The organism is uncultured Jatrophihabitans sp., from assembly GCF_964251945.1.
Classification (GTDB): Bacteria; Actinomycetota; Actinomycetes; order Mycobacteriales; family Jatrophihabitantaceae; genus Jatrophihabitans.
The window spans coordinates 404667-426331 of sequence record NZ_CAXULP010000002.1 but is presented as its reverse complement, the minus strand read 5'-3'; the positions used below and the strand labels follow the sequence as shown (position 1 = coordinate 426331).

The following is a 21665-nucleotide window of genomic DNA, read 5'->3' as shown; positions in this document are numbered from 1 at the left end:
GCCGAGCAAGCGAGGACAACTTGCGGGGGGTCAGTTCGGTGTGGTCATGGAGAGGACGTCGAGGACCTTGTCGAGCTGGTCTTCGGTGATCTTGCCTGGCACGTGGCCGCGCTCGACCACCACCTGGCGGATCGTCTTGCGCTCGGCGAGCGACTGCTTGGCGATCTTCGCGGCCTCGTCGTAGCCCACGTAGTGGTTGAGCGGAGTGACGATGGACGGCGAGGATTCCGCGAACTCGCGGCAGCGCTCCTCGTTCGCCTCGATCCCGGACACGCAGCGGTCGGCGAACACCCGCGACACGTTGGCAAGCAGCCGGATCGACTCCAGCAGGTTGCGCGCGATCACCGGCAACATGACGTTCAGCTCGAAGTTGCCGGCCGCGCCGCCCCACGCCACGGCCGCGTCGTTGCCGACCACCTGCGCGACGACCTGGCAGACCGCCTCGGCGAGCACCGGGTTCACCTTGCCGGGCATGATCGACGAGCCCGGCTGCAGATCCGGCAGGAAGATCTCGGTGAGCCCGGTGCGCGGGCCCGAGCCCATCCAGCGGATGTCGTTGGAGATCTTGTTCAACCCCACGGCGATGGTGCGCAGCACGCCGCTCGCCTCCACCAGCGCGTCGCGCGAACCCTGCGCCTCGAAGTGGTCACGCGCCTCGGTGAGCGGCAGGCCGAGGTCGTCGGCGAGCCGGGCGATGACGGTCGCGGCGAGGCCGGCCGGCGCGTTGATGCCGGTGCCGACGGCCGTCCCGCCGAGCGGCAGTTCGCCCACCCGCGGCAGCACGCCCTGCAACCGCTCCACGCCGTAGCGCACCGCGGCCGCATACCCGCCGAATTCCTGGCCGAGGGTCACCGGCGTCGCGTCCATCAAGTGGGTGCGGCCGGATTTGACGACCGTCGCGAACGCCCGCGCGCGCTCCGCGAGCGCTGCTTCGAGATGGTTGAGCGCCGGGATCAGCTCGGCGGTGATCGCCCGGGTCGCCGCGATGTGGATGGCCGCCGGGAACTGATCGTTGGAGGAGAACGGGTCGTTGACGTCGTCGTTCGGGTGGACGGGCGCGCCGAGCCGGTCGCTGGCGAGCGAGGCCAGCACCTCGTTGGCGTTCATGTTCGACGACGTGCCGGAGCCGGTCTGGAAGACGTCGATCGGGAACTCGGCGTCCCAATCTCCGCGGACCACCTCGGCGGCTGCGGCGGCGATCGCGTCGGCTTTGGCGGTGTCGAGCCTGCCCTCGCTGCCCCGGACGGCCGCGGACGCGCCCTTGATCGCGGCGAGCGCGGCGATCAGCTCGCGCTCGATCGGCCGGCCGGAGATCGGAAAGTTCTCGACGGCCCGCTGCGTCTGCGCCCGCCACTTGGCTTCGACCGGCACCTGAACCTCGCCCATCGAATCCTTCTCGACGCGGTACTCCTGCGCAGCGCTCACGGGGTTCGCTCTCCTCGGTCCGACGACGCCTTCAGCGTAGTGAGGACGCCGGCGCGGCCGGGACCGAGTCCCGATTCAGCTGCTGCTGCCCGTACCCCTGCTGGCCGTACCCCTGCTGGCCGTACCCCCTGCTGGCCGAACTCCGGTGGTCAGTGCCGGTCGAAGTCCACGGCGGAGTATGCCCGCAGCTTGCCGAGCTGGTGCAGCGAGTCGACGATCCGGATCGTGCCGGACTTCGAGCGCATCACGATCGACTCCGTCTGCACCGAGTCGGCGTAGTACTTGACGCCACGCACGAGGTCGCCGTCGGTGACTCCGGTGGCGCAGAAGAAGATGTCGTCGCCGCTGACGAGGTCCTCGGTGAACAGCACGCGGTCGAGGTCATGGCCGGCGTCGAGCGCCTTCTGCCGCTCGTCGTCGTCGCGCGGCCACAACCGCGCCTGCATGGCGCCCCCCATGCAGCGCAGCGCGGCCGCGGCGATGATGCCCTCCGGCGTGCCGCCGATGCCGAGCAGCAGGTCGACGCCGGTGCCCGGACGGGCGGCCGCGATCGCCCCGGCGACGTCGCCGTCGCTGATGAACCGGATCCGCGCTCCGGCGGCGCGGACGTCCTCGACCAGCTGCTGGTGCCGCGGCCGGTCGAGGATGCAGACGGTGACATCTTCGTTGTGGCCGTGCTTGGCCTTCGCGACCCGCGCGATGTTCTCCGCGACCGGCGCGGTGATGTCGATCGCCTGCGCCGCGTCCACGCCGGCGGCGATCTTGTCCATGTAGAACACCGCTGACGGGTCGAACATCGAGCCACGTTCGGACACCGCGATCACGGCGATCGAGTTCGGCATGCCCTTGCTCATCAGCGTGGTGCCGTCGACCGGGTCGACGGCGACGTCGCAGAGCGGACCGGTGCCGTCGCCGACCTCCTCGCCGTTGTAGAGCATCGGCGCTTCGTCCTTCTCGCCCTCGCCGATCACGACGATGCCGCGCATCGACACGGTGCCGATCAGCGCTCGCATGGCGTCGACGGCCGCGCCGTCCCCGCCGATCTTGTCGCCGCGGCCGACCCAGCGGCCGGCCGCCATCGCGGCGGCCTCGGTGACCCGCACCAGCTCCAGCGCCAGGTTGCGGTCCGGCGCCTGGCCGGCGACGGCAAGCGCGGGCGGGACGTTCGAACTGCCGGTGTCGGGGACGGGTCCGTCGGACAAGGCGGGCTCCTCTCGGCACGCAAGGGCTACATCTTGGCAGACCGAGGTTTCCGCTTGGAGTCGCCGAGACCGAGCGCCCCTGTTGCCGGGCGTGGACGCCTGCCTTCGCCTCATCGACCCCGGACGGCGTCGGGCCCGCGATCTGGTTCCAAATCGTTCCCGAGCCCAAAACCGGTGAAGAACTGCCTGCACCTCGACTTGACAGTGAGTGACAGCGAGGCTGAGCCAGTCTTGATTCGGCGAAAGCGGGTCCCTCAGGAGGGGTTGTTGTCGTCGTCGTGGTCGGCGATCGCCTGGTCGAGTCGCACGCTCGCGCCGTCGAGCCAGCGTTGGCAGACGTCGGCCAGCAGCTCGCCGCGCTCCCACAGCGCGAGCGACTCCTCGAGGGACTGGCCGCCGGACTCGAGCTTGCCGACGATGTCGCGCAACTCGGCGCGGGCCTCCTCGTAGGGCGGGTCGTCCGGCATGATCCGTCGACCCTAATGCCGCGTCGACCCGTTGCCGCACGCCGGGCTCAGCCGGTGGCGGCAGCGTCGAACTCGCCCCCGGCCACGCGCACCCGCAGCGGCCCGACCGCCTGCGCGGGCGCACGCACGACCGTGCCGTCCGGCAGCCGGACGACGGCGTAGCCGCGGTCGAGGGTCGCCTGCGGGGAGAGCGAGCGCACCCGCGCTCGCGTGTGGGCGAGGTCAGCGTCCGCGGCCTCGACCAGGGCGGCGAACCGACGGCGGGCGCGGGCGCGGGCGCGCTGGGTGTCGTCCAATTCGCTGTCCAGCCGGCCGCGCACGGTGCGCCGCAGCCGCTCGGGGAGCCCGGCCATGAGTTCGCGCTCGCGGCTCAGCCGGGTGCGCACGCACGACCGCGCACGGCCGCGCAGCTCCTCGACGCCGCGCAGTTCGGCGGCGAGGTCGGGCACGATCCGCTTGGCGGCGTCGGTCGGCGTGGACGCGGCCAGGTCAGCGACCAGGTCGAGCAGCGGCCGGTCTGTCTCGTGTCCGATCGCGCTGACCACCGGCGTGCACGCGGCAGCCACGGCGCGCACCAGCGACTCGTTGCTGAACGGCAGCAGATCCTCGACGCTGCCGCCACCGCGGGCGATGACGATGACGTCGACGGCCGGGTCGGCGTCCAGGCGGGCCAGCGCGTCGACGACCTCATTCACCGCCGATGCGCCCTGCATGGCGACGTTCGCAAGCTCGAACCGCGCCCCCGGCGCTCGACGGCGGGTGTTTTCGACGATGTCGCGCTCGGCGGCGCTGGCGCGACCGGTGATCAGGCCGATCCGGCGCGGCAGGAACGGCAGCGCCCGCTTCCGCTCGGCGGCGAACAGGCCCTCGGCGGCAAGCAGCGTGCGCAGTGCCTCGAGGCGGGCAAGCAGCTCGCCGAGGCCGACCTGCCGCACCTCGGTCGCCCGCAGGCTCAGCGTTCCGCGCTCGAGATAGAAGTCCGGGCGGGCCCGCAGCACGAGCCGGCTGCCCTCGGCGACCGACTCGGGCAGCACCGAGCGCGGGCATGTCACGGACAGCGAGATGTTGGCATCGGGATCGCGCAACACGAGGAACTGCGTCGACATCCCCGGCCGGCGGGTCAGCTGGGCGACCTGTCCGTCAACCCAGATCTCGCCCAACCGGGAGATCCACTCGCCGATCCGCAGCGCGACGACGCGGACGGGCACCGGCGACTCCGGCGAGGTCTCCAACCGGGCCACGAGTCAGGCGTCGCCGTCGTCGTGAGTCGCGTCGTTGACTGCGTCGTCGTTGACGGAGTCATTGACCGCGTCGTCGTTGACTGCGTCGAACCGCGACGGCGGAGCATGCCGCGGTTTGCTGACCGTCTTGGTCGACTTCTTGGCCGCCGTTCGCGCAGCGCTACTCCGGCTGGCGGCGCTGCTGCGGTCGGCGGCGCTGCTGCGGTCGGGGCGTGGCGGCGCCGGGTCGGCTTTCGACGCCGGACCCTTCGGCTTCGACTCTGTCGGTGTCGAATCTTTCGCCGGCGCCTTCGCGGGCCGCTTACGCACCGCCGACTTGGGGGGTGCCCCGGCGTCGACGGCGCCGTTGTCGGGGGTGTCGACGCCGAAGACCCCTTCGAGCAGCGCGCCGGCGTTCGCTGCCGTCCGCGCCGTCGAGCGCGCGACGGAGTCGCCCCGGTCGGGGTCGCGCAAGTCCGCGCCGGCCACCGGCTCGTCGAAGGTCGCCCAGTCCGGCGGCTCCTCGCTGCCGCGTCGGCCGTTGAGAATCGCGTCACCCCGGGCGGTGAACCGCGCGTAGCGCTGCTGCAGGCGCAACGAGACCTGCAGCGCGGTGCTGACGGCGAGCATCGGCAGCTCGATCGCCCGGTCCGGCAGGTGTCGCGCCTCGTCGGCGGCCGTCGCGACGAGGCCGACGGCGGCGCGGACGGGTCCGGGAAGCTGCATCACCCCAGCCTGCCGCAAATCGGGCGCACGTACCATCGCAGCTATGTCACCGACGCCTCAGGACGCGCCCAAGCGGGTCTTGCTCGCCCGTCCGCGAGGGTATTGCGCAGGCGTCGACCGCGCGGTGCAGACGGTCGAGCAGGCGATCGAGCACTACGGCGCACCGGTGTACGTCCGGAAGCAGATCGTGCACAACCTGCACGTCGTCCGTTCGCTGGAAGCGCGCGGCGCGATTTTCGTCGAGGAGAACGACGAGGTCCCCGAGGGCTCGATCGTGGTCTTCTCGGCCCACGGCGTCGCCCCCGAGGTTCACGAGCAGGCCGCCGCGCGCAACCTGCGCGCCATCGACGCGACGTGCCCGCTGGTCACCAAGGTGCACCACGAGGCGCGGCGTTTCGCCAACGAGGACTTCGACATCCTGCTGATCGGCCACGAAGGTCACGAAGAGGTCGTGGGCACGAGCGGCGAGGCGCCGGCGAACATCACGCTCGTCGACGGGCCGGAGGCAGTGGCCGGCATCGAGGTCCGCAACCCCGAGCACGTCGTGTGGCTATCGCAGACGACGCTTTCGGTGGACGAGACGATGGAGACCGTCGACGCGCTCAAGCGCAAGTTCCCCGCGCTGCAGTCGCCGCCGTCAGACGACATCTGCTACGCCACCCAGAATCGCCAGGCGGCGGTCAAGATCATCGCGCCGCAGGTCGACCTGCTGCTCGTGGTCGGCTCGTCGAACTCCTCGAATTCGGTGCGAATGGTAGAGGTGGCGCTGGCCGCGGGCGCGCCGCAGGCGCATCTCGTGGAGAACGCCGCGGCGATCGAGGAAGGCTGGCTGGCCGGGGTGCGCACGGTCGGCCTCTCGTCCGGCGCCTCGGTGCCCGAGGTGCTGGTCACCGAGGTGCTGGCCTGGCTCGCCGATCGGGGGTACGACGCCACCGACGAGGTCACCCACGTCGAAGAGCGGCTGACGTTCGCGCTGCCGCAGGAGCTCCGGCGCGACCTGCGGGTCTCGCGAGCGGCTACTTCCGGGTGATCATCCGGAGGCCGGCGATGATCAGCACGGCGGCCGTCGCGGCGGCGATCGCCGGGAAGCCGTACACGAGGTAGTTCGCGGCGGCGTCGAAGACGACTTTCTTGTCGTGCAGTCCGCTCGAGCGCAGGTAGAGCTGGAACAGCGCGCCGACCGAGTAGACGATCGGCGGCGCGATCACGATCGGGAACATGTGCGACCGCTTCACGATCACGACTGCGATTACGGACGCCACGACGATGCCGATGTTGAAGCCGCCGCGGACGGAGATCGAGCCAATGGTGTCGATGACGCCGCCGATTGCCGCCAGCACGACGAGCATCACCAGCGCCGCCCACCAAGGCAGCCCTCGCTCGGGTGGCTTGGCGTAGTCGGCCACCGCAGGCTGCTGTGCTTGCCACTCGGCTGCTGGCCTGCCGTTGGGCTGCGGCGCATGTCTCGGGTCGGGCGCGTATCGCGGGTCGGGCGCGTGACGCGGGTCGGGCGCGTGACGCGGGTCGGGCGCGTGACGCGGGTTGGGCGTGGCGCGGTCCCGAGCCGGCCGCAGGCTCTCGATCTGCCGTTCGATGCGTCGATCGGCCCGGCTCGTTGAGCTGCGCTGGCGATCCGGCGCCGGGCCGGCCGGCGACCAGCCGTCGCCACTGTCCTGACCGCCGCTTCGCTGGTGGCCGTCGTCGGCGCCGAAGCGCACGCTTGTGGACGGACCCCAGCCGTCGTCGGCCGACGGATCGGCGGGGTGGGTCACGGCAGGCTCCAAACGAGCGGACGGACGACCGCCTGTCGTCAACGTACCCGGCCCGGCTGAGACCCCACCGCCGACGCGCGCGACCCACACCGCGCCGCGTCGCACTGCGCCGCACCCGCGTCAGCGGATGAGGCGGGGGTCAGGACGTCGCGCGGCGCTCGCTCACCTCGCTGCCTGCCAGCAGTTCGCCCTGCCCGATCGGCACCCGCGCCTTCGGCAGTGCGACCACCCGCTGCTCGGTCAGCTCGGGCGCTTGGGTGGATCGCGCGTTCTCGGTGACCTGCGCGGGCACCGCCACCTGCTCGCCGGGCTCGACGACCTTGAGCTCGACCATCTTGCGCGCGGTGACGAGCACCCGGCTTTCCAGCGACGACACCGTCTTGTTGTAGTCGCCGACCGCGTTGTTCAGCGAGCGGCCGAGCTTGTCGATGTGCCCGCCCATCGTGGACAACCGCTGGTAGAGCTCGCGGCCGAGCTTGTGCACCTCGGCGGCGTTCGCGGCGAGCGCCTCCTGCCGCCAGGTATAGGACACCGTGCGCAGCAGCGCGACCAACGTCGACGGTGTAGCCACCACCACGTTGCGCTCGAAGGCCCGCTCGAGCAGCGCAGGTTCCTCGCGCAGCGCCGCGTCGAGAAACGCGTCGGCGGGCACGAAGCAGACGACGAACTCCGGCGAGGGGGCGAAGTGCTCGTAGTAGGACTTCGCGCCGAGCTGGTCGATGTGGTCGCGAAGGTGCCGGGCGTGGGCCTTGAGACGCGCGTTGCGGGTGGCCTCATCCTTGGCTTCCATCGCCTCCAGATAACCGCTGAAGGCGACCTTCGAGTCGACCACCACGTTCTTGCCACCGACCAGGCGCACCACGAGGTCGGGACGCACCTTGCCGTCCGGGCCGGCCGCGGTCGCCTGCGTGACGTAGTCGATGTGCTCGGTCATGCCGGCCGCCTCGACCGCGCGTTCCAGCTGCATCTCGCCCCAACGGCCGCGCACCTGCGGCGCGCGTAGGGCGGTGACCAGCGAGGTGGTGTCGCGCTGCAGTTGTTCCGACGTCGTGCGCATCATGGCCACCTGGCTCAACAGCGCGGAGTAGGAGCCGGCGCGTTCCTTCTCGACCGCCTGCAGCTGGTGCTGCACCCGATCCAACGACTCGCGCATCGGACCCACCAGGCCCTCGATCGCCTGCTGACGCTGCGCGAGCTCGCCGTCGGCGTTCGCCTTGACGGTCGACAGCCGCGCTTCGGCGAGCGCGGCAAAGGCCTCGTTGTTGCGTTGCAGCGCGTCGCCGGCGAGGGCGGTGAACGCCTCGCGCAGCCGCGCCTCGGCCGCGGCCTGCGCCTGGCCGCGCTCGTGTGCGGCCACCTCGGCGGCGGCGCGTTCCGCGGCGAGCGTGGCGCTCACCCGGGCCAGTTGTTCGCGCGCGTCGCGCGACTCGGCGGCAGCCGCGCCCAGCGCCGCCCGGCCCGTCATATCGGCTCGAGCGCGACCCAGCAGCAGCCCGATCACGAGGCCGGCGGCGAGGCCGAGTACCGCGACGAGCAGGACGGTGGTGTTCATGTGTTCGATGCTCACACCGCGGTCCGACAGTTTCGGCGAGCGACGCGCCGACGCCCCCACCCGTCATGCTCACGGGTCGTCATGGCGTGCGGAGAGCATGACGGCGAAGGGGAGCATGACGGCGGCGGGACCGCGGCCGTGGCGTCCGTAGACTGGCGGCCTGTGAGTCTCACCATCGGCATTGTCGGGCTGCCCAACGTCGGCAAGTCGACGCTGTTCAACGCGTTGACCAAGAACGACGTGCTCGCCGCCAACTACCCGTTCGCGACGATCGACCCCAACGTCGGCGTCGTCGGCGTGCCGGACAAGCGGCTGGCCGTGCTCGCCGAGCTGTTCCGCTCCGCCAAGGTCGTGCCGGCCACGGTGTCGTTCGTGGACATCGCCGGCATCGTGCGCGGCGCAAGCACCGGTGAGGGCCTCGGCAATAAGTTCCTGGCCAACATCCGCGAGGCCGACGCGATCTGCCAGGTCATCCGCGCCTTCGACGACCCCAACGTGGTGCACGTCGACGGCAAGGTCAGCCCGGCCGACGACATCGAAACCATCGAGACTGAATTAATCCTCGCCGATCTGCAGACAGTCGAGAACGCTCTGCCCCGGCTGCAGAAGGAAGCGAGGTTGCACAAGGACCGCCAGGCAATCGTCGCGACCGCCGAGGAGGCCCGCGAGGCGCTCCAGCGAGGTGTCACCGTCTTCGCCGCCGGGCTGGCGGGTGGTCCGTTGCGGGAATTGCAGCTGATGACCGCCAAGCCGGTCATCTACGTCTTCAACGTCGATCCCGACGAGATCGCGAACACCGCGTTCACCGACGACCTGCGCGCGCTGGTGGCGCCGGCCGAAGCGATCTTCCTTGACGCGAAGACCGAGTCCGAGCTGATGGAGCTGTCCGACGACGAGGCGCTCGAGCTGTTGCAGTCCATGGGCCAGGAGGAGTCCGGCATCGACCAGCTCGCTCGGGTCGGCTTCGCCACGCTCGGGCTGCAGACGTTTCTGACGGCCGGGCCGAAGGAATCGCGCGCCTGGACGATCAAGGCCGGCGCCACCGCCCCGCAGGCGGCCGGCGTGATCCACACCGATTTCGAGCGAGGCTTCATCAAGGCCGAGGTCGTCTCTTACGGCGAACTGGTCGACGCCGGCTCGACGGCCGAGGCCCGTTCGCGCGGCAAGGTGCGCATCGAAGGCAAGGACTACGTGATGGCCGACGGCGATGTCGTCGAGTTCCGCTTCAGCAAAACGTCATGAGGATCGATCGGCTTTCCGATCTGGTGCGACGGTCGCGTCGAGCGCGATGACAGCCCCGGCGATCATGTGTCGCGTCACCGCGTCGCTGCGCGTTCCCTCGGGCGGGAGACTGTCGAGCACAGCGCGCAGCAGATCGGCCGCCTCAGCGGTGGCCTCAGCGCTCGGTCGTTGTCGCGTCATGCGTGGTTCTCCTCCCGAATCGTCAGCTGCGCGAGCAGCGCGGCCGCCTCGCCGTCGTCCAGACTTGGCGGCTGTCCCAAGGCGTGCTCCAGCGCAATGAGCATGCCGCGCCAGTGGGCCAACTCGGTGTCGCTCATCGGATCGAGGTCGAGATCGCTCAATCGCAGGCGGATTCTTTCTGCGGTGCGGACGATCAAGTCTCTTCGCACTGTCCGCTCGAGCACGGCGTTATTTCCCTCGTCTGGGACGGGCCAGCGTGGCGCACAGTCGGTCGACCGCTACGAGCAGTTCGGGATCGCCTGCCGCAGTCGTCGCCTTCCCGTAGCGGATCAACTGTGCCGCCGCCAGTAGCTCAGATCGAGGCACGGCGGGTCTGCGATCGGCGAGCGTCTCGATGATCCACGCTATGCCGCGCACCCAGTCGTCGCCCGACAAGGTGGGCGCGAATGGGTTGGTGACATGAAGCGTCAACCGGGGCGGTTGTTGGTCTCCCATGTGTTGGTCTCCGGAACCGTCAAAGTGGAAGCTGGGCGGCGTGCGGCAGCAGCGCGTCAATCGCGGCGAGCGTTTCTCGTTGGAGTTCGGCTTGATCCGCTGTGTCGACAATCGAGATAGCGGCCATGATCGGCTGCGCCTGCGCCTTGTCGAAGCCGTGCAGACGGGCTCGCCGATCCATGATCCGTAGGACCGCTCCGATGGCGTCGAGATCGCCCCGGATCGCTCGCGTCCACACCCCGACCTGTAGCCGGTCGAGGCGATCGGACTCCATTGCCACGAGCGACTCGGCGGGCTCGCGGATCATCTCCGCGAGCGTGGCTTCTACGTCACGCCAGGCGGCAGCCCGGTCATAGCTGGCTGGCGTGTCCGATTCTTCGAGCAGTCGTTGGGCGATGCGGTCGTACGTGAGACCGGCGGCCCGCAGTTCGGTCGCTTGGGCGCGACGGCGGGTCACCTCGACAGCGGTGGGTGTTCGCTTGCTTCGCATCACTGTCAGTCCCTTCCGCGGCCGCGGAATAGTCGATGGTGTCCACTCGACTGCTCGATCGTCTGTTCGGCGACGTCTGACAGCGGCATCTTGCGGTCTGCGTTCCGCTCGGCGGCAGCACGCAGCTCCTCGAACTGCTCGGCGGCTTGGGCGTCCAGCCAACGCTGGTGCGCGATCGCGTGTTCGGCCTCCTCGCGTTTCTTCTGCTCGCGACGCTCGTCCTCGTCCAGCGCCAGCCCGTGGTCGTGGTCTCGCGTGGCCTGCAAGCTGCGTCGGTACTGCTCGACGTCGGGCGGGCTGGCGTGGCCCGCCCAGCCGGCGTATCGACTGCGCGGGAGGCCTGTTTGATCGACGTCCGGCGCGGCCAGATAAGCCAGTCCGATGACGTCGGCGACGGCGCGCTCGATCTCGGGCGAATCCGCCGGCAGATTGTGCCAGCCCGGACGGACACGATCGAGGCGAGCCATGATCTCGGGGGTGGGAATGCTGGCGGGATCGCGTCGTCTGGTCATACCGAGTCTCCTTCGATGATGCATGCCGCGCAGAGCGGGGTGACATAACGCAGCAGTCCGAACTGGACGACCGTCGCCGACGAGGGATTGTCGGGCCTGTCGACACCGCAGCCGTAGCACCACGTCGGCGCGTTCCTGAGGATCAACCCGCGGCACGTCTCGCGGTCGCAGACGACCGTCGTGGATTCGCGCCATGCGACCGTCCACACAGGATGGCCGTCCTCGGGACGCGGTCTGTGCTCGCACGTGTCCGCCATCTCGCCAGCCCACAGGATTTCGGCGACTCTCATGGGCTGACGCACTGTGTCCGGGACGGCTGCGAAGCCGATGGCCTCGCGCATGGTCGGCGCGCTGCCTTGCCACGCCTTCGCGATGCGCTCGATGAACGTGAGCGCACGCGCCTCCGCCTCGTCGGTGAGGCCGGGCGCCACGCGGCCAATCGCGGTGACGCAAAGCTTCATCAGGTCGTCGCCGTCCTCGGCGTCGTCGGCGACCTCGAGGACGGCAGCTGTCGCCACGCCCCACAGATCGGCGTCCTCATCGTTCATCGACCGGCCCCGTTCGGCGAGACGCCGGCGAGCGCCAGGATGATCTCGCCCAACGACAAGCTGACGGGCGCGGGCTGCGGTTGCGCATCATCAGACGCGTTCAGGTCGTTTCGTCCGTCAGCGACCGCCTCAGCCTCGCCGATGGACACGCCGGCCGCGATCAGTACGGCGAGACGCACAGACGCCGCGCGACGCTCTTGACGGTCTACGAGGTCAAACAGCTCGCGGTAACTCCATCCAGTTCTGGCACTGCGCTTTTCTCTTCCCGACCCGTCCCGGGTCACGTCGCTCGTAACGCCGCTACTAACGGCGTTACGTGGGGTGTTACTCATCGGCCGGTCCTTCTCATCGGTGATAGCACTTGATCGTGTTGTCGTCGGCGTCGCGCTCGTAGTCGCTGCCGTCAACGGCGAGCACCCACCCGCCGCCCTCGCACCGCTTGCAGTCCTGTGACTTGGATGGCTTCGCCGGACTGCTCGAGTTGTTCTTGCGATACAGCTTCTGACGTTCGGCGTTGGCGTTCCTGCGCTTCTCGATCGTGGCCGCGTCCGGCTGATGATTCATGTGATGGACGATCTGCCACGACCCGTCTGCGAGCGCTTGCCAGTGGCCAAGACTGACTAGCTCGACGATCGCCGCATCGGGATCGGTCGCCTCGGCGAAGCGCCGTACATCCTGCGCGTCGATGAGACCGTCGGTCTCGCGTCGCATCGTCCACAGCAGTCCCTCGACGTGGGTGCGAAACGCGCGATCGGACACGTGCCCACGCGCAAGATCGTCAGCGAAGTCGTCGGACAGCTTGAGCCAGGTCATGGCACCTCGAACAGCGTGGGCTCGGGCCGCACCAGCCGATACTTCGGGCTCCACGGATCTCCGCAGATCGGGCACGGCATCGGCAGACGTGTCTCGGGATGCTCGGCCATGCGCGTCGACTCGCGGCATTCATCGACGCCGCCGCACCACTCGGCCCGCTTCTTGTCGCCGGGCTGTGCCAGACTCGATCCGGCTGCGAAAGCATGGGATGCGGTTCGGGTCACGAGACGGCGGGTGTCGGCAGCGCCCGCCGTTCTCATGTCTCGACCTCGGGTGGCCTCAGCAGCGTTGCGATTCGCTCGCGCTGCGCGTCCGTCAACGGCGGTGCACTCTCAACGACGCGACGGACGTACGCCTCCAGAGTGGTCATGACCAGCTCGCGCTTGGCATCGGTCGCATCACCACCGTGACGGGCCGCGGCTGCCACCTGGGAGCGCAGATGACGGACGCGGGGCGAGGCGTTGCCAGCCGACGCCGACTTGCCCGAGCGCGGTAGGCGCTGGACGGCGTCAGGCGTGGTCGCTCGCACCTGCTCGATACTCAGCACACCCGTCCACGTTTCGATCGGGCCGCGGTGAGAACTCCCACGTTTGCACGCGTGTCGCTGTGTACATAGTTCGAACGAACTATGTACAGTGAGTCATGGCATCCCGAACGAAGACACGACGTCAGAGCAAGCTCGCGCTTCTCTACATCCGCGTGAGCACGGCCGATCAGGTTGACGAGGGCGCGTCCCTCGCGACGCAGACCGCGACGCTCTTGGCTGAGGCTGAGCGCCGTGGTTGGGACGTCGAGATCGTCGCCGACGAGGGATTGTCGGGCGCGACCATCGCGAAGCGTCCTCAGCTCACGTTGGCGCTTGATCGGCTCGATCGCGGCGAGGCGGATGTGTTGCTCGCCCAGCGTGTCGATCGGCTCAGCCGCAGTGTGGCGGATTTCGCGCAGCTTATGGATCGGGCGAAGCGAAAGCGATGGCAGCTCGTCGCACTCGATCTGGGCGTCGACACGAGTACGCCGGCGGGCGACCTCATGGCCAACGTGCTCGCCTCGGTCGCGCAGTACGAACGAAAGATCATCAGCCAGCGAACGCGAGAGGTCATGACGCAGCGAAAGCGGGAAGGCTGGCCGAATGGTTCTCCCGGACCGACGTCCAAGCTGTCGACGCGCACAGAGCGTCTGATCGTCGGCATGGCCGATGAGGGCTGGTCGCTACGCAAGATCGCCGACGAGCTGAACAAGCGGAATGTGCCCACCGCAACCGGCAAGATCGGCGCGTGGTACGCGAGCACTGTCCGACAGATCCTCATCCGCGCCCAGTAGTGCGCCTTTGCGACACTGAAGATCAACGCTGCCGGGTCCGCGACCCTAGCTCGACCATTCAATGACAACCGTCTCCGGCGCGAACTTGTGGCCACGAGCCGCAGACAGCAGACGCACGGTCATGAGCGCATCGAGGACCGTTCGCTGAGCGCCCAGCGGTGAGGCGTCGAAGGCGGCCACCGGATCGGGTGCGCTGAGGGTTGCTCCTGCGCCGACGCCCGCGAGCGAGCGAATCCGCTTGCGCTCGACGTTCGCGAGCTCGGCCCGGATCTTGTCGGTTGCGATCTTGTAGCGACGACCGTCGATTAGGCCACCGTCGTAATCGCCTTCGATCGCCGCGAGTCGATCGCGCAAGCGCGTGACCTCTTCAGCGTGACGCTGCGCGGCAGGACTGTCGGGACGGTGCAACACGTCTGCGAGGTCGGGCTGAGCGAGACGTCCACGCAGTACGGCGAGGATGAAGGCATCGATGGACGACGACAGTCGCGTGACGTGCCCGCCAGCGGGACAGCGATACCGGCCGCCGCTGTGAGAGCGCACCGGCCGGTCGCATACGCCGCACAGGAACAGACCTGAGCCAAGATGTTTGCGATCAGTGCCGACTTGAGTGCGTCGCCGCGGGTCGGTGATCTTGTCGCGAACGAGGGCGTAGGTGGTCTCGTCGACGAGGGCGGGCCACGACCCTTGCCTGCCGGTCGATTCTCCGCAGTAGATCGCAAGCCCGGCATATCGAGGATTGACCAGCATGCTGCGCAGTGTCGACGGATTCCACGCGTGTCCGTTGCGAGTGGGCTGGCCTGATGCGTTGAGCCACGCCGCGATGCCCTTCAGTGAGTCACCCGTGAGGAAGCGGTGGAAGATCGAGCGGACCAAGTCGGCCTCGTTCTTGACGATCTTGCCGTCGATCGAGTAGCCCGTCAGCCGCACACCGCTGGGAGGACGACCCTCCTCGGCGCGCTGGAGCGCGGCACGCTTCTGACGCGCAGACTTTCGCTCGACCTCCGCCCGGGCAACTGACGCCTTAATGCGAGCGAACAGACGGCCGCCGTCGGTCGAGAGGTCGGCTTCGCCATTGGCTGTCACGAGCAGCAGACCTCGCTCCTGGGCGGCGTCGATCCAATCTTCCAGTTGACGCGGCTGACGCGTCAGCCGATCGAGGTCGTAGCAGACGAGCGCATCGAACTCGCCCGCGCTGAACGCCTGGACCAGATCGTTGTAGCCGGGCCGATCCATGCGCTTATCGGACGCGCTGATCGAGTTGTCGACGTACTCGGCGACAACGGTCCAGCCGCGCTGCTGCGCGATCTTCTGACAGTCCTCCCGCTGACGGGTGACCGCGAGCCGATCGCCCGCCAGATCGAGGCTCTGTCGAAGGTAGATCGCGCAGCGCGTCGGACGTGCAGATGGGGCCAGGGACATACGTTGCACGATAACGTAATCAGGTCGAGTTCCGCTTCAACGTCTGATCCTCCTGCGAATCAGCAGACTGGGCTTTGTCGAGTCCGGTGAGCCAGCTCAGGCGTGGGTTGACATGGCCGCTGGTCGCCACCGCGACGATCTGCCCGGATGATGTGTCTCGTGACCGAGATCGCGTGGATCGGAGCCGCGGGATGAGGGGCCGGTGGTCGTCGAGGATGCGGCGGCCCGCAGCGGTTATGGCGGCGTTGACGTTGATCGCCGGGGCACCGGCCCGGCCGCGCGCCATACGTCTTCCGCGACGACCGCCCCGTCGACAGTGCCGAGCACGCCGGTGTCGACCCGCTCAGGATTGGCGCGGACGTCGTCGCGAGCGGCACCACCGTGCTGCTGTCGAAGCTCGACGGCGCCATCGTGCCGACAACCTTCGTCCTTCGCGACGACACCGAGCGCGTGACCGAGGCGAGGTTCTACCTGACAACGCACGCCTTGACGTTTCTGTCGTCAACGCGTGCGGCGCCGTTCGAGACCGCCATCTCCGTGCCGGCCGGACCGAACGGCATTCAGGTGCGCCACGGGACTGACGGCAAGCGCCCCCGCGTGGTCGTCGACTTGACGGCCATGTCGGGCGCGCAGCCACGTGTCGCACCGCCCTCCGTCGAGCCCATCGGCGCGACCGCGGCCAAGGGCCCCGTCGGCAGCGACGGGCACGAGATCAAGTGCGCGCCCTAGCGCGATTTCAAGCGCGGTTGCGTCGTGCGGATTGAGCGACTTTATTGCTGCGGCGCTGATGTCTTATCGGGCAGCCGTTCGAGCCATAGGCCGCCGGGGCGATGTCCCGGCATGTCCGGAAAATACTTGCTGGCGAGGTCCGGGCGGTCAAGCAGCACCTGGTCGTTGAATAGGAGCACTCGCCAGCTCGGATTTCCCGAAAGAAAAGCGTGAATGAGGTAGATCTCGTTCCAATCGCGACGCCCGCGCAACCAACGGGCCTGATACTCCAGCGGCCAAAACATGTCGTGAATATGAACGATGACCCCAGGTTTCAGGCGGGGCAGCACGCGCAGCGTCGTCCAGACGACGTCAGAGCCGGCCTTCGCCACGTGGGTCGAATCGATGAACAGGAAGTCACCGGCGGACAGGCTGTCGAACACGTCGAGCGGGACGTCTTGGACGAACGACTGGCGGAGAGGGACATCGTCGTCTTCGCGGAGGAGCTGCAACAGCCTCTCTGGATTCGGCTCGATGCACTCGATCCGCGTGTCGAGCGCGAATCGTTCGATGGTGTCCAGCGCGACCGCTGTCGAGTATCCGGAGCCGACTTCGAGGACACGGGCCGGCCGGAAATGCCGCAGCATCGATTGGTAGATCGCCGCGTCGATCGCCTCGAACATGAGGGAACGGTGGTAGCGCCCGGTACTGACGTCGAGATCGGACCAGAGCGGCGCGAGTTCTGCAGCAAGCGCAGCTGTGGCGGCCAGGTCGATGTTCACGCCGACCGGAATCTTTGTCGACGACGCCCAGGTGATCGCCCGCTCGGCGTCGGCCGGATTCGTGAGCGGGGAGTAGTAGTGACCGACCATTTCGACGGGCGGCATCTTGGCCGCCGCGGCGAGTTTGACCGCGTTCACCTTCGCCCGACCCAAAACCTGCTTCACCTTGGACATCGGTGGAGCATATGCCGGCGCGCTGGACTGCTGAGCGACTCGCTCGGCCATGATCGCCCTCGACGTGCAGGTGCAACTCGGCGACTGGCCGCATGGGCCGCATGGGCCGTTCGATCAGCGCAGGCTGTAGTGCTTCGTGATCTGCGCCGCGGTCAGAGCCGTCGGGTAGACCGACACCTGGCCGATGCTGCCCGCCAGGTAATTGCTGGTCGGCGCGGCACTGAGCCCGGCGAGGTTGTCCCCGCCGACGCGCCAGTAACCGGGGTAGAGCGTCTGGCCGTTCGTCGCGCCCGCCAGGCTCGCGACCTTCGCGCCGTCGACATAGAGCACCGTGCCCGCTGACGACACCGTCGCGACGACCTGGTGCCACGCGCCGTTGTTGTATGCCGCGGTCGAGTGGACGGCATTCTTCTGCACGTCGAAGTAGACGTGCCCGGTGTTGTCCAGGTAGACCGCGCGGTCGTTCGTCTGCGACAGGCCGGTCTGCGCGCTGCCGAAGCCGACGACCTCGCCACCCTTCGTGGACGTGGTCTTGAACCACGCCTCCAGGCTGAAGGTGTTGGGGCCGGTCGCCGAGGTCTGCTCCTGGTAGCCGGCGCCGCTCGTGCCGTTGAACGTGGTCGCCTTGGTCCCCGTGACCGGCCCGGTGACGCCTCGCGTCACAGTTCCGGTGACGAGCGCGTCGTTGTAGCCGTTGCGGTCGTTGAACGAGGTCCCGCTCGCCTCGTCCAACGGCCAGTAGGGTTTCGCGCCGTCGGCTATCACCTGGGTGGCATACGCGGTCGTGGTCGGCGCGGTCGTCGGCAGGGTGATGGAGACCGTCCCGCCGTGGGCGATGTTGCCGTCCGGGTCGGTGGCCGTGACCTGGTAGTTGTACTTGGCGCCAGGGGTCAGCCCGGTGTCGGTGAAGCCCAGCATCGGCCGCTGCCAGTACAGCGAGCTCGCGGTCTTCGTGTACACCGGGCTCGTGCCGCCGTTGCGGTAGACGTTATAGGTCAGCGACGCGTCGTCGCGGTCCCAGTCGGACTCCCACGCCACCCGCACCGAACTCGTCGAGCGCGCGGACAGGTTCGGTGAGAAGGCGGTGCTGTACACCCGCGGGCCCTGCTTCTTCGGCGCGATCGACGGGATCGCGAACCGGACCAGACCCTGCTGGGCGGCGCCGTTGACGACCGGGAACTCGCCGCCCTCGATGACGTACTGGGAGTTGCCGGTGATCGTCCACGCGGCTTGGCCCTGCCCGGTGTAGGTGCCGGTCAACGGGTCAGGCAGCCAGTTGCCCACCAGCGACGGGCTCGCGGTGCCGTACCAGTCCTTGTAGTGGCCGCCGAAGTAGTCGTGCTGCAGCGTGCCGGTTGCCTTGATGGTGAAGGCGAGCGAGCGGTGCTCGACCCACGGCGTGTCGGTCTGGCCGAAGCCGCCGAGATCACCGCAAAAGTGCGAGTGGCTCACCACGTACACGACGCCGGCCGACGGGCTGGGGTAGCTGTCGTAGGTGTCGCCGTGGCAGCTCTCCACCCAGTTCAGGGCGCCGGTGGTCGGGTTGGCGGAGAACGCGCCCTCGAGGTTGCCGTCGTCGCTGTTGTAGTTGTAGCCGGTGCCGAAGATCGACGTGCCGTCGGTGCGCAGACTCTCGATCGCGGCGTTCGCGCCGGCGTCGCGCACCGACTGGTTGGCCGCCCACGAGCCGACCGCCCCGGTCGTGGCGTTGACCGCGGCCAGGCCGTACTCAGCCTGCCCGCCGACATGCTCGAACGCGCCGCCGAGGATCACCCGGCTGCCATCCGGTGTGAGCACCATCGCGTTCACGTTGCCGTCGGCATTGGGATTCCACGCCGTCAACGCGCCGTTCGACGCGTTGAGCGCCGCGACGTGTTTGCGCGTCACACCCCCCACTGCGCTGAACTGGCCGCCGATGTACACCGTCGTGTTGGTCGCGACGATGGAGTTGACCTGGGTGCCCACCGCCGGCGCGAAAGTGGTGATGAGGGCGCCGGTGGACGTGCTGTAGGCCGCGATGCGAGAACGGGTGACGCCGTTGGCAGTGGTGAACGCGCCACCGACGTAGATGCGCGAGCCGTCGGGTGACGCGGCAACCGCTCGCACGGCGGCGTTGAGCGAGGGGGCGAACGACGTGTTGAGCACACCCGTCGACAACGTGTAGGACAGCAGGTTCGCGCGCGCCGTCAGGCTCGTCCCGGCCGCTGCGCCGGCCGGCCGTGCGTTGGCGAAGCTGCCGCCGACGTAGACGGTGTTGCCGACGATCACCTGCGCCCACGCCACGCCGTCGATCTGGACGGTGGGCAGCGCGTCCGCGGTGACCGCGCCGCTCGGCCGGGAGGCGATCGGGCTGACCGCGGCGCCCGCCGCTGACGCGTCGGCGGTGACCACGGCGGCGACACCGACCGTCAGGGCCGCCGCCGAGAGGGCCATGAGGCCACGACGGGCGGTGAGACGTGCAGGGCGCATGGGTTCCCCCCGGGACTGACGCGCTTTAGCGGTCCGCCTGGGCCGGACCACCCCGATCTGGCCGGCGAGCCAGCGGTTTCGACCGGGTTGTGCCGTTCCGCTTGCTGGACTCTACGTCAGATGGCGGTTAGGACGCCGCTCGAGGGCGTGATTTCGACCAACCTCACAGCAGGTCTGCGTGTGCACCTGGCAGGACCGCGACCCCGCAGCCGAGGCGAGCCCGAGCCCGTAGACTGGGCGGTTCGCTACGCAGACAGGACTTTCATGGCTCTCCAGACCCGCGACGATCTTCGCAACGTCGCGATCGTGGCGCACGTCGACCACGGCAAGACCACCCTCGTCGACGCGATGCTGTGGCAGTCCGGCGCGTTCACCGCCCACCAGGCCGACACCGGCGACGTCAACGAGCGGGTGATGGACTCCAACGACCTCGAGCGCGAGAAGGGCATCACCATTCTCGCGAAGAACACCGCGGTCGACCACGTCACGCCGGCCGGCCGGCACGTCATCATCAACATCATCGACACCCCCGGGCACGCGGACTTCGGCGGCGAGGTCGAGCGCGGCCTGTCGATGGTTGACGGCGTGCTGCTGCTCGTCGACGCCTCCGAGGGCCCGCTGCCGCAGACCCGCTTCGTGCTGCGCAAGGCGCTCGAGGCCGGCATGCCGGTGGTGCTGGTGATCAACAAGGTCGACCGTCCCGACGCGCGCATCGCCGAGGTGGTCGACGAGGCTTACGAGCTGTTTCTGGACCTCGACGCCAACGAGGAGCAGATCGAGTTTCCGATCGTCTACGCCTCGGCCAAGGCCGGCCGCGCGTCGTTGAAGCGGCCCGACGACGGCGCGATGCCGGAAGAGGAGAACCTCGCGCCGCTGTTCGAGACGATCCTCGAGTCCATCCCCGCGCCGTCCTACGACGACGCGATGCCGCTGCAGGCGCACGTCACCAACCTCGACGCCTCGCCCTATCTCGGCCGGCTCGCGTTGTGCCGGGTGCACAACGGCACGATCCGCAAGGGCCAGCAGGCGGCCTGGTGCCGCGCGAACGGCACGGTCGAACGCGTCAAGATCACCGAACTGTTGATCACGCGGGCGCTGGAGCGTTTCCCGGCGGAGTCGGCCGGCCCCGGCGACATCATCGCGATCGCCGGCATCCCGGAGATCACGATCGGCGAGACGCTCGCCGACGTCGACGACCCGCATCCGCTGCCGGTCATCACCATCGACGAGCCGTCCATCTCGATGACGATCGGCATCAACACCTCGCCCCTCGCCGGCGGATCGGGCAGCAAGCTGACCGCTCGCCAGGTCATCAACCGGCTCGACGCCGAGCTGGTCGGCAACGTCTCGATCCGGGTGCTGCCCACCGAGCGGCCGGACACCTGGGAGGTCCAGGGCCGCGGCGAGCTGCAGCTCGCGATCCTGGTCGAGATCATGCGGCGCGAGGGCTTTGAGATCACCGTCGGCAAGCCGCAGGTCGTCACCCGTCTCGTCGACGGCAAGGTGCACGAGCCGATGGAGCGGATGACCATCGACACCCCGGCCGACTACCAGGGCGTCGTGATCCAACTGCTGGCGCTGCGCAAGGGTCGCCTCGAGCAGATGGTCGACCACGGCACCGGGTGGATCCGGATGGAGTACATCGTCCCGGCCCGCGGTCTGATCGGCTTCCGCACCGAGTTCCTGACCGAGACGAGGGGGACCGGCCTGCTGCACCACATCCACGAGGGCTATGAGCCGTGGGCGGGCGACATCCGCACCCGCCCGAGCGGCTCGTTGGTCGCCGACCGGCGTGGCATGACAACCGGCTTCGCGCTGGCCAACCTGCAGGAGCGCGGCACGATGTTCGTCGGCCCGGGCACCGACGTGTACGAGGGGATGATCGTCGGCGAGAACTCGCGCGCCGACGACATGGACGTCAACCCCACCAAGGAGAAGAAGCTGACGAACATGCGCCAGTCCTCGGGCGACGTGCTCGTGCCGCTCATCCCGCACCGCGTGCTGTCGCTCGAGCAGGCGCTGGAGTTCTGCCGCGACGACGAGTGCGTCGAGGTCACCCCGGCGACGGTCCGCATCCGCAAGGTCGCCCTGTCGGCGCAGGATCGGGAGAAGTCCCGCTCGCGCAACAAGCGCTGAGGACAAGCCGTCC

Annotated in this window: 23 protein-coding genes; 5 read left to right on the top strand and 18 right to left on the bottom strand. The window is 68.8% G+C overall.

Annotation, left to right across the window (positions count from 1 at the left end; genetic code table 11):
- Positions 1–30 precede the first annotated feature (30 nt).
- The 5 genes from ACFFBG_RS06965 to ACFFBG_RS06945 all read right to left on the bottom strand — a co-directional run bounded on the left by ACFFBG_RS06965 (position 31) and on the right by ACFFBG_RS06945 (position 5040).
- Complete coding sequence (locus ACFFBG_RS06965) at positions 31–1425, bottom strand: class II fumarate hydratase (RefSeq protein WP_375477018.1); 1395 nt, start codon at positions 1423–1425, stop codon at positions 31–33.
- A 149-nt stretch (positions 1426–1574) separates the two neighbouring features.
- Complete coding sequence (gene glpX, locus ACFFBG_RS06960) at positions 1575–2543, bottom strand: class II fructose-bisphosphatase (RefSeq protein WP_375477232.1); 969 nt, start codon at positions 2541–2543, stop codon at positions 1575–1577.
- A 338-nt stretch (positions 2544–2881) separates the two neighbouring features.
- A complete protein-coding gene (locus ACFFBG_RS06955; RefSeq protein ID WP_375477016.1) occupies positions 2882–3094 on the bottom strand; it encodes an exodeoxyribonuclease VII small subunit in 213 nt (70 codons plus the stop codon).
- 47 nt (positions 3095–3141) lie between these two features.
- Positions 3142–4335: an exodeoxyribonuclease VII large subunit gene (xseA, locus tag ACFFBG_RS06950; RefSeq protein ID WP_375477014.1), complete on the bottom strand. Its 1194-nt coding sequence runs from the start codon at positions 4333–4335 to the stop codon at positions 3142–3144.
- Positions 4336–4338: 3 nt separating this feature from the next.
- Positions 4339–5040: a hypothetical protein gene (locus ACFFBG_RS06945; RefSeq protein ID WP_375477012.1), complete on the bottom strand. Its 702-nt coding sequence runs from the start codon at positions 5038–5040 to the stop codon at positions 4339–4341.
- Between the two features lie 43 nt (positions 5041–5083).
- On the opposite strand from ACFFBG_RS06945, the gene ACFFBG_RS06940 reads away from it, so the two are divergent.
- The gene (locus ACFFBG_RS06940; protein ID WP_375477010.1) at positions 5084–6070 is read left to right on the top strand and encodes a 4-hydroxy-3-methylbut-2-enyl diphosphate reductase; all 987 of its coding nucleotides are present in this window, start codon (positions 5084–5086) and stop codon (positions 6068–6070) included.
- Here ACFFBG_RS06940 and ACFFBG_RS06935 read toward each other — a convergent pair.
- On the bottom strand, positions 6057–6812 hold the full coding sequence (locus ACFFBG_RS06935; protein WP_375477008.1) for a DUF6542 domain-containing protein: 756 nt from the start codon (positions 6810–6812) through the stop codon (positions 6057–6059). The genes ACFFBG_RS06940 and ACFFBG_RS06935 overlap by 14 nt on opposite strands.
- 139 nt (positions 6813–6951) lie before the next feature.
- Positions 6952–8364, bottom strand: a complete 1413-nt coding sequence (locus ACFFBG_RS06930; RefSeq protein WP_375477006.1) for a DNA recombination protein RmuC — start codon at positions 8362–8364, stop codon at positions 6952–6954.
- 162 nt (positions 8365–8526) lie between these two features.
- On the opposite strand from ACFFBG_RS06930, the gene ychF reads away from it, so the two are divergent.
- A complete protein-coding gene (gene ychF, locus ACFFBG_RS06925; protein WP_375477004.1) occupies positions 8527–9606 on the top strand; it encodes a redox-regulated ATPase YchF in 1080 nt (359 codons plus the stop codon).
- A gap of 176 nt (positions 9607–9782) precedes the next feature.
- On the opposite strand, the gene ACFFBG_RS06920 is transcribed toward ychF, so the two are convergent.
- From ACFFBG_RS06920 to ACFFBG_RS06885, 8 genes are all read right to left on the bottom strand, one after another.
- Positions 9783–9983, bottom strand: a complete 201-nt coding sequence (locus ACFFBG_RS06920) for a hypothetical protein (RefSeq protein WP_375477002.1) — start codon at positions 9981–9983, stop codon at positions 9783–9785.
- A 317-nt stretch (positions 9984–10300) separates the two neighbouring features.
- Positions 10301–10771 (bottom strand): hypothetical protein, encoded by a 471-nt coding sequence (locus ACFFBG_RS06915; protein ID WP_375477000.1) that lies wholly within the window; start codon positions 10769–10771, stop codon positions 10301–10303.
- 5 nt (positions 10772–10776) lie between these two features.
- On the bottom strand, positions 10777–11283 hold the full coding sequence (locus tag ACFFBG_RS06910; protein WP_375476998.1) for a hypothetical protein: 507 nt from the start codon (positions 11281–11283) through the stop codon (positions 10777–10779).
- Positions 11280–11831: a hypothetical protein gene (locus tag ACFFBG_RS06905; protein ID WP_375476996.1), complete on the bottom strand. Its 552-nt coding sequence runs from the start codon at positions 11829–11831 to the stop codon at positions 11280–11282. Before ACFFBG_RS06905 ends, ACFFBG_RS06910 begins: the two co-directional genes overlap by 4 nt.
- Positions 11828–12163, bottom strand: a complete 336-nt coding sequence (locus tag ACFFBG_RS06900) for a hypothetical protein (protein ID WP_375476994.1) — start codon at positions 12161–12163, stop codon at positions 11828–11830. The genes ACFFBG_RS06905 and ACFFBG_RS06900 overlap by 4 nt, the downstream gene beginning before the upstream one ends.
- A gap of 13 nt (positions 12164–12176) precedes the next feature.
- Entirely contained in the window at positions 12177–12644 is a 468-nt protein-coding gene (locus ACFFBG_RS06895; RefSeq protein WP_375476992.1) for a hypothetical protein, read from the bottom strand.
- Entirely contained in the window at positions 12641–12904 is a 264-nt protein-coding gene (locus ACFFBG_RS06890; RefSeq protein WP_375476990.1) for a hypothetical protein, read from the bottom strand. The genes ACFFBG_RS06895 and ACFFBG_RS06890 overlap by 4 nt, the downstream gene beginning before the upstream one ends.
- Entirely contained in the window at positions 12901–13191 is a 291-nt protein-coding gene (locus tag ACFFBG_RS06885; RefSeq protein ID WP_375476988.1) for a hypothetical protein, read from the bottom strand. Before ACFFBG_RS06885 ends, ACFFBG_RS06890 begins: the two co-directional genes overlap by 4 nt.
- Before the next feature lie 95 nt (positions 13192–13286).
- On the opposite strand from ACFFBG_RS06885, the gene ACFFBG_RS06880 reads away from it, so the two are divergent.
- Positions 13287–13964 (top strand): recombinase family protein, encoded by a 678-nt coding sequence (locus ACFFBG_RS06880; protein ID WP_375476986.1) that lies wholly within the window; start codon positions 13287–13289, stop codon positions 13962–13964.
- Between the two features lie 45 nt (positions 13965–14009).
- Here ACFFBG_RS06880 and ACFFBG_RS06875 read toward each other — a convergent pair whose 3' ends face one another.
- Complete coding sequence (locus ACFFBG_RS06875; protein ID WP_375476984.1) at positions 14010–15383, bottom strand: recombinase family protein; 1374 nt, start codon at positions 15381–15383, stop codon at positions 14010–14012.
- Positions 15384–15764: 381 nt separating this feature from the next.
- On the opposite strand from ACFFBG_RS06875, the gene ACFFBG_RS06870 reads away from it, so the two are divergent.
- The gene (locus ACFFBG_RS06870) at positions 15765–16112 is read left to right on the top strand and encodes a hypothetical protein (RefSeq protein WP_375476982.1); all 348 of its coding nucleotides are present in this window, start codon (positions 15765–15767) and stop codon (positions 16110–16112) included.
- A 41-nt stretch (positions 16113–16153) separates the two neighbouring features.
- Here the strand turns inward: ACFFBG_RS06870 and ACFFBG_RS06865 are convergent, their stop codons facing one another.
- Together ACFFBG_RS06865 and ACFFBG_RS06860 are read right to left on the bottom strand one after the other, a co-directional pair.
- Positions 16154–17047: a class I SAM-dependent methyltransferase gene (locus tag ACFFBG_RS06865; protein WP_375476980.1), complete on the bottom strand. Its 894-nt coding sequence runs from the start codon at positions 17045–17047 to the stop codon at positions 16154–16156.
- Between the two features lie 114 nt (positions 17048–17161).
- Entirely contained in the window at positions 17162–19480 is a 2319-nt protein-coding gene (locus ACFFBG_RS06860; RefSeq protein WP_375476978.1) for a LamG domain-containing protein, read from the bottom strand.
- Between the two features lie 300 nt (positions 19481–19780).
- Between ACFFBG_RS06860 and typA the strand changes: the two genes are divergently transcribed.
- A complete protein-coding gene (typA, locus tag ACFFBG_RS06855; RefSeq protein ID WP_375476976.1) occupies positions 19781–21652 on the top strand; it encodes a translational GTPase TypA in 1872 nt (623 codons plus the stop codon).
- The last annotated feature ends 13 nt before the right edge of the window (positions 21653–21665 follow it).

Bases quoted from the DNA above. Each gene is read 5' to 3' on its own strand.
- ACFFBG_RS06865 (WP_375476980.1), bottom strand. From the start codon at position 17,047: ATGTCCAAGGTGAAGCAGGTTTTGGGTCGGGCGAAGGTGAACGCGGTC.
- ACFFBG_RS06895 (WP_375476992.1), bottom strand. From the start codon at position 12,644: ATGACCTGGCTCAAGCTGTCCGACGACTTCGCTGACGATCTTGCGCGT.
- ACFFBG_RS06955 (WP_375477016.1), bottom strand. From the start codon at position 3,094: ATGCCGGACGACCCGCCCTACGAGGAGGCCCGCGCCGAGTTGCGCGAC.
- typA (WP_375476976.1), top strand. From the start codon at position 19,781: ATGGCTCTCCAGACCCGCGACGATCTTCGCAACGTCGCGATCGTGGCG.
- ACFFBG_RS06875 (WP_375476984.1), bottom strand. From the start codon at position 15,383: ATGTCCCTGGCCCCATCTGCACGTCCGACGCGCTGCGCGATCTACCTT.
- ACFFBG_RS06915 (WP_375477000.1), bottom strand. From the start codon at position 10,771: ATGCGAAGCAAGCGAACACCCACCGCTGTCGAGGTGACCCGCCGTCGC.
- ACFFBG_RS06930 (WP_375477006.1), bottom strand. From the start codon at position 8,364: ATGAACACCACCGTCCTGCTCGTCGCGGTACTCGGCCTCGCCGCCGGC.
- ACFFBG_RS06910 (WP_375476998.1), bottom strand. From the start codon at position 11,283: ATGACCAGACGACGCGATCCCGCCAGCATTCCCACCCCCGAGATCATG.
- ACFFBG_RS06905 (WP_375476996.1), bottom strand. From the start codon at position 11,831: ATGAACGATGAGGACGCCGATCTGTGGGGCGTGGCGACAGCTGCCGTC.
- ACFFBG_RS06890 (WP_375476990.1), bottom strand. From the start codon at position 12,904: ATGAGAACGGCGGGCGCTGCCGACACCCGCCGTCTCGTGACCCGAACC.
- ACFFBG_RS06860 (WP_375476978.1), bottom strand. From the start codon at position 19,480: ATGGCCCTCTCGGCGGCGGCCCTGACGGTCGGTGTCGCCGCCGTGGTC.
- ACFFBG_RS06880 (WP_375476986.1), top strand. From the start codon at position 13,287: ATGGCATCCCGAACGAAGACACGACGTCAGAGCAAGCTCGCGCTTCTC.
- ACFFBG_RS06945 (WP_375477012.1), bottom strand. From the start codon at position 5,040: ATGCAGCTTCCCGGACCCGTCCGCGCCGCCGTCGGCCTCGTCGCGACG.
- ACFFBG_RS06900 (WP_375476994.1), bottom strand. From the start codon at position 12,163: ATGAGTAACACCCCACGTAACGCCGTTAGTAGCGGCGTTACGAGCGAC.
- ACFFBG_RS06940 (WP_375477010.1), top strand. From the start codon at position 5,084: ATGTCACCGACGCCTCAGGACGCGCCCAAGCGGGTCTTGCTCGCCCGT.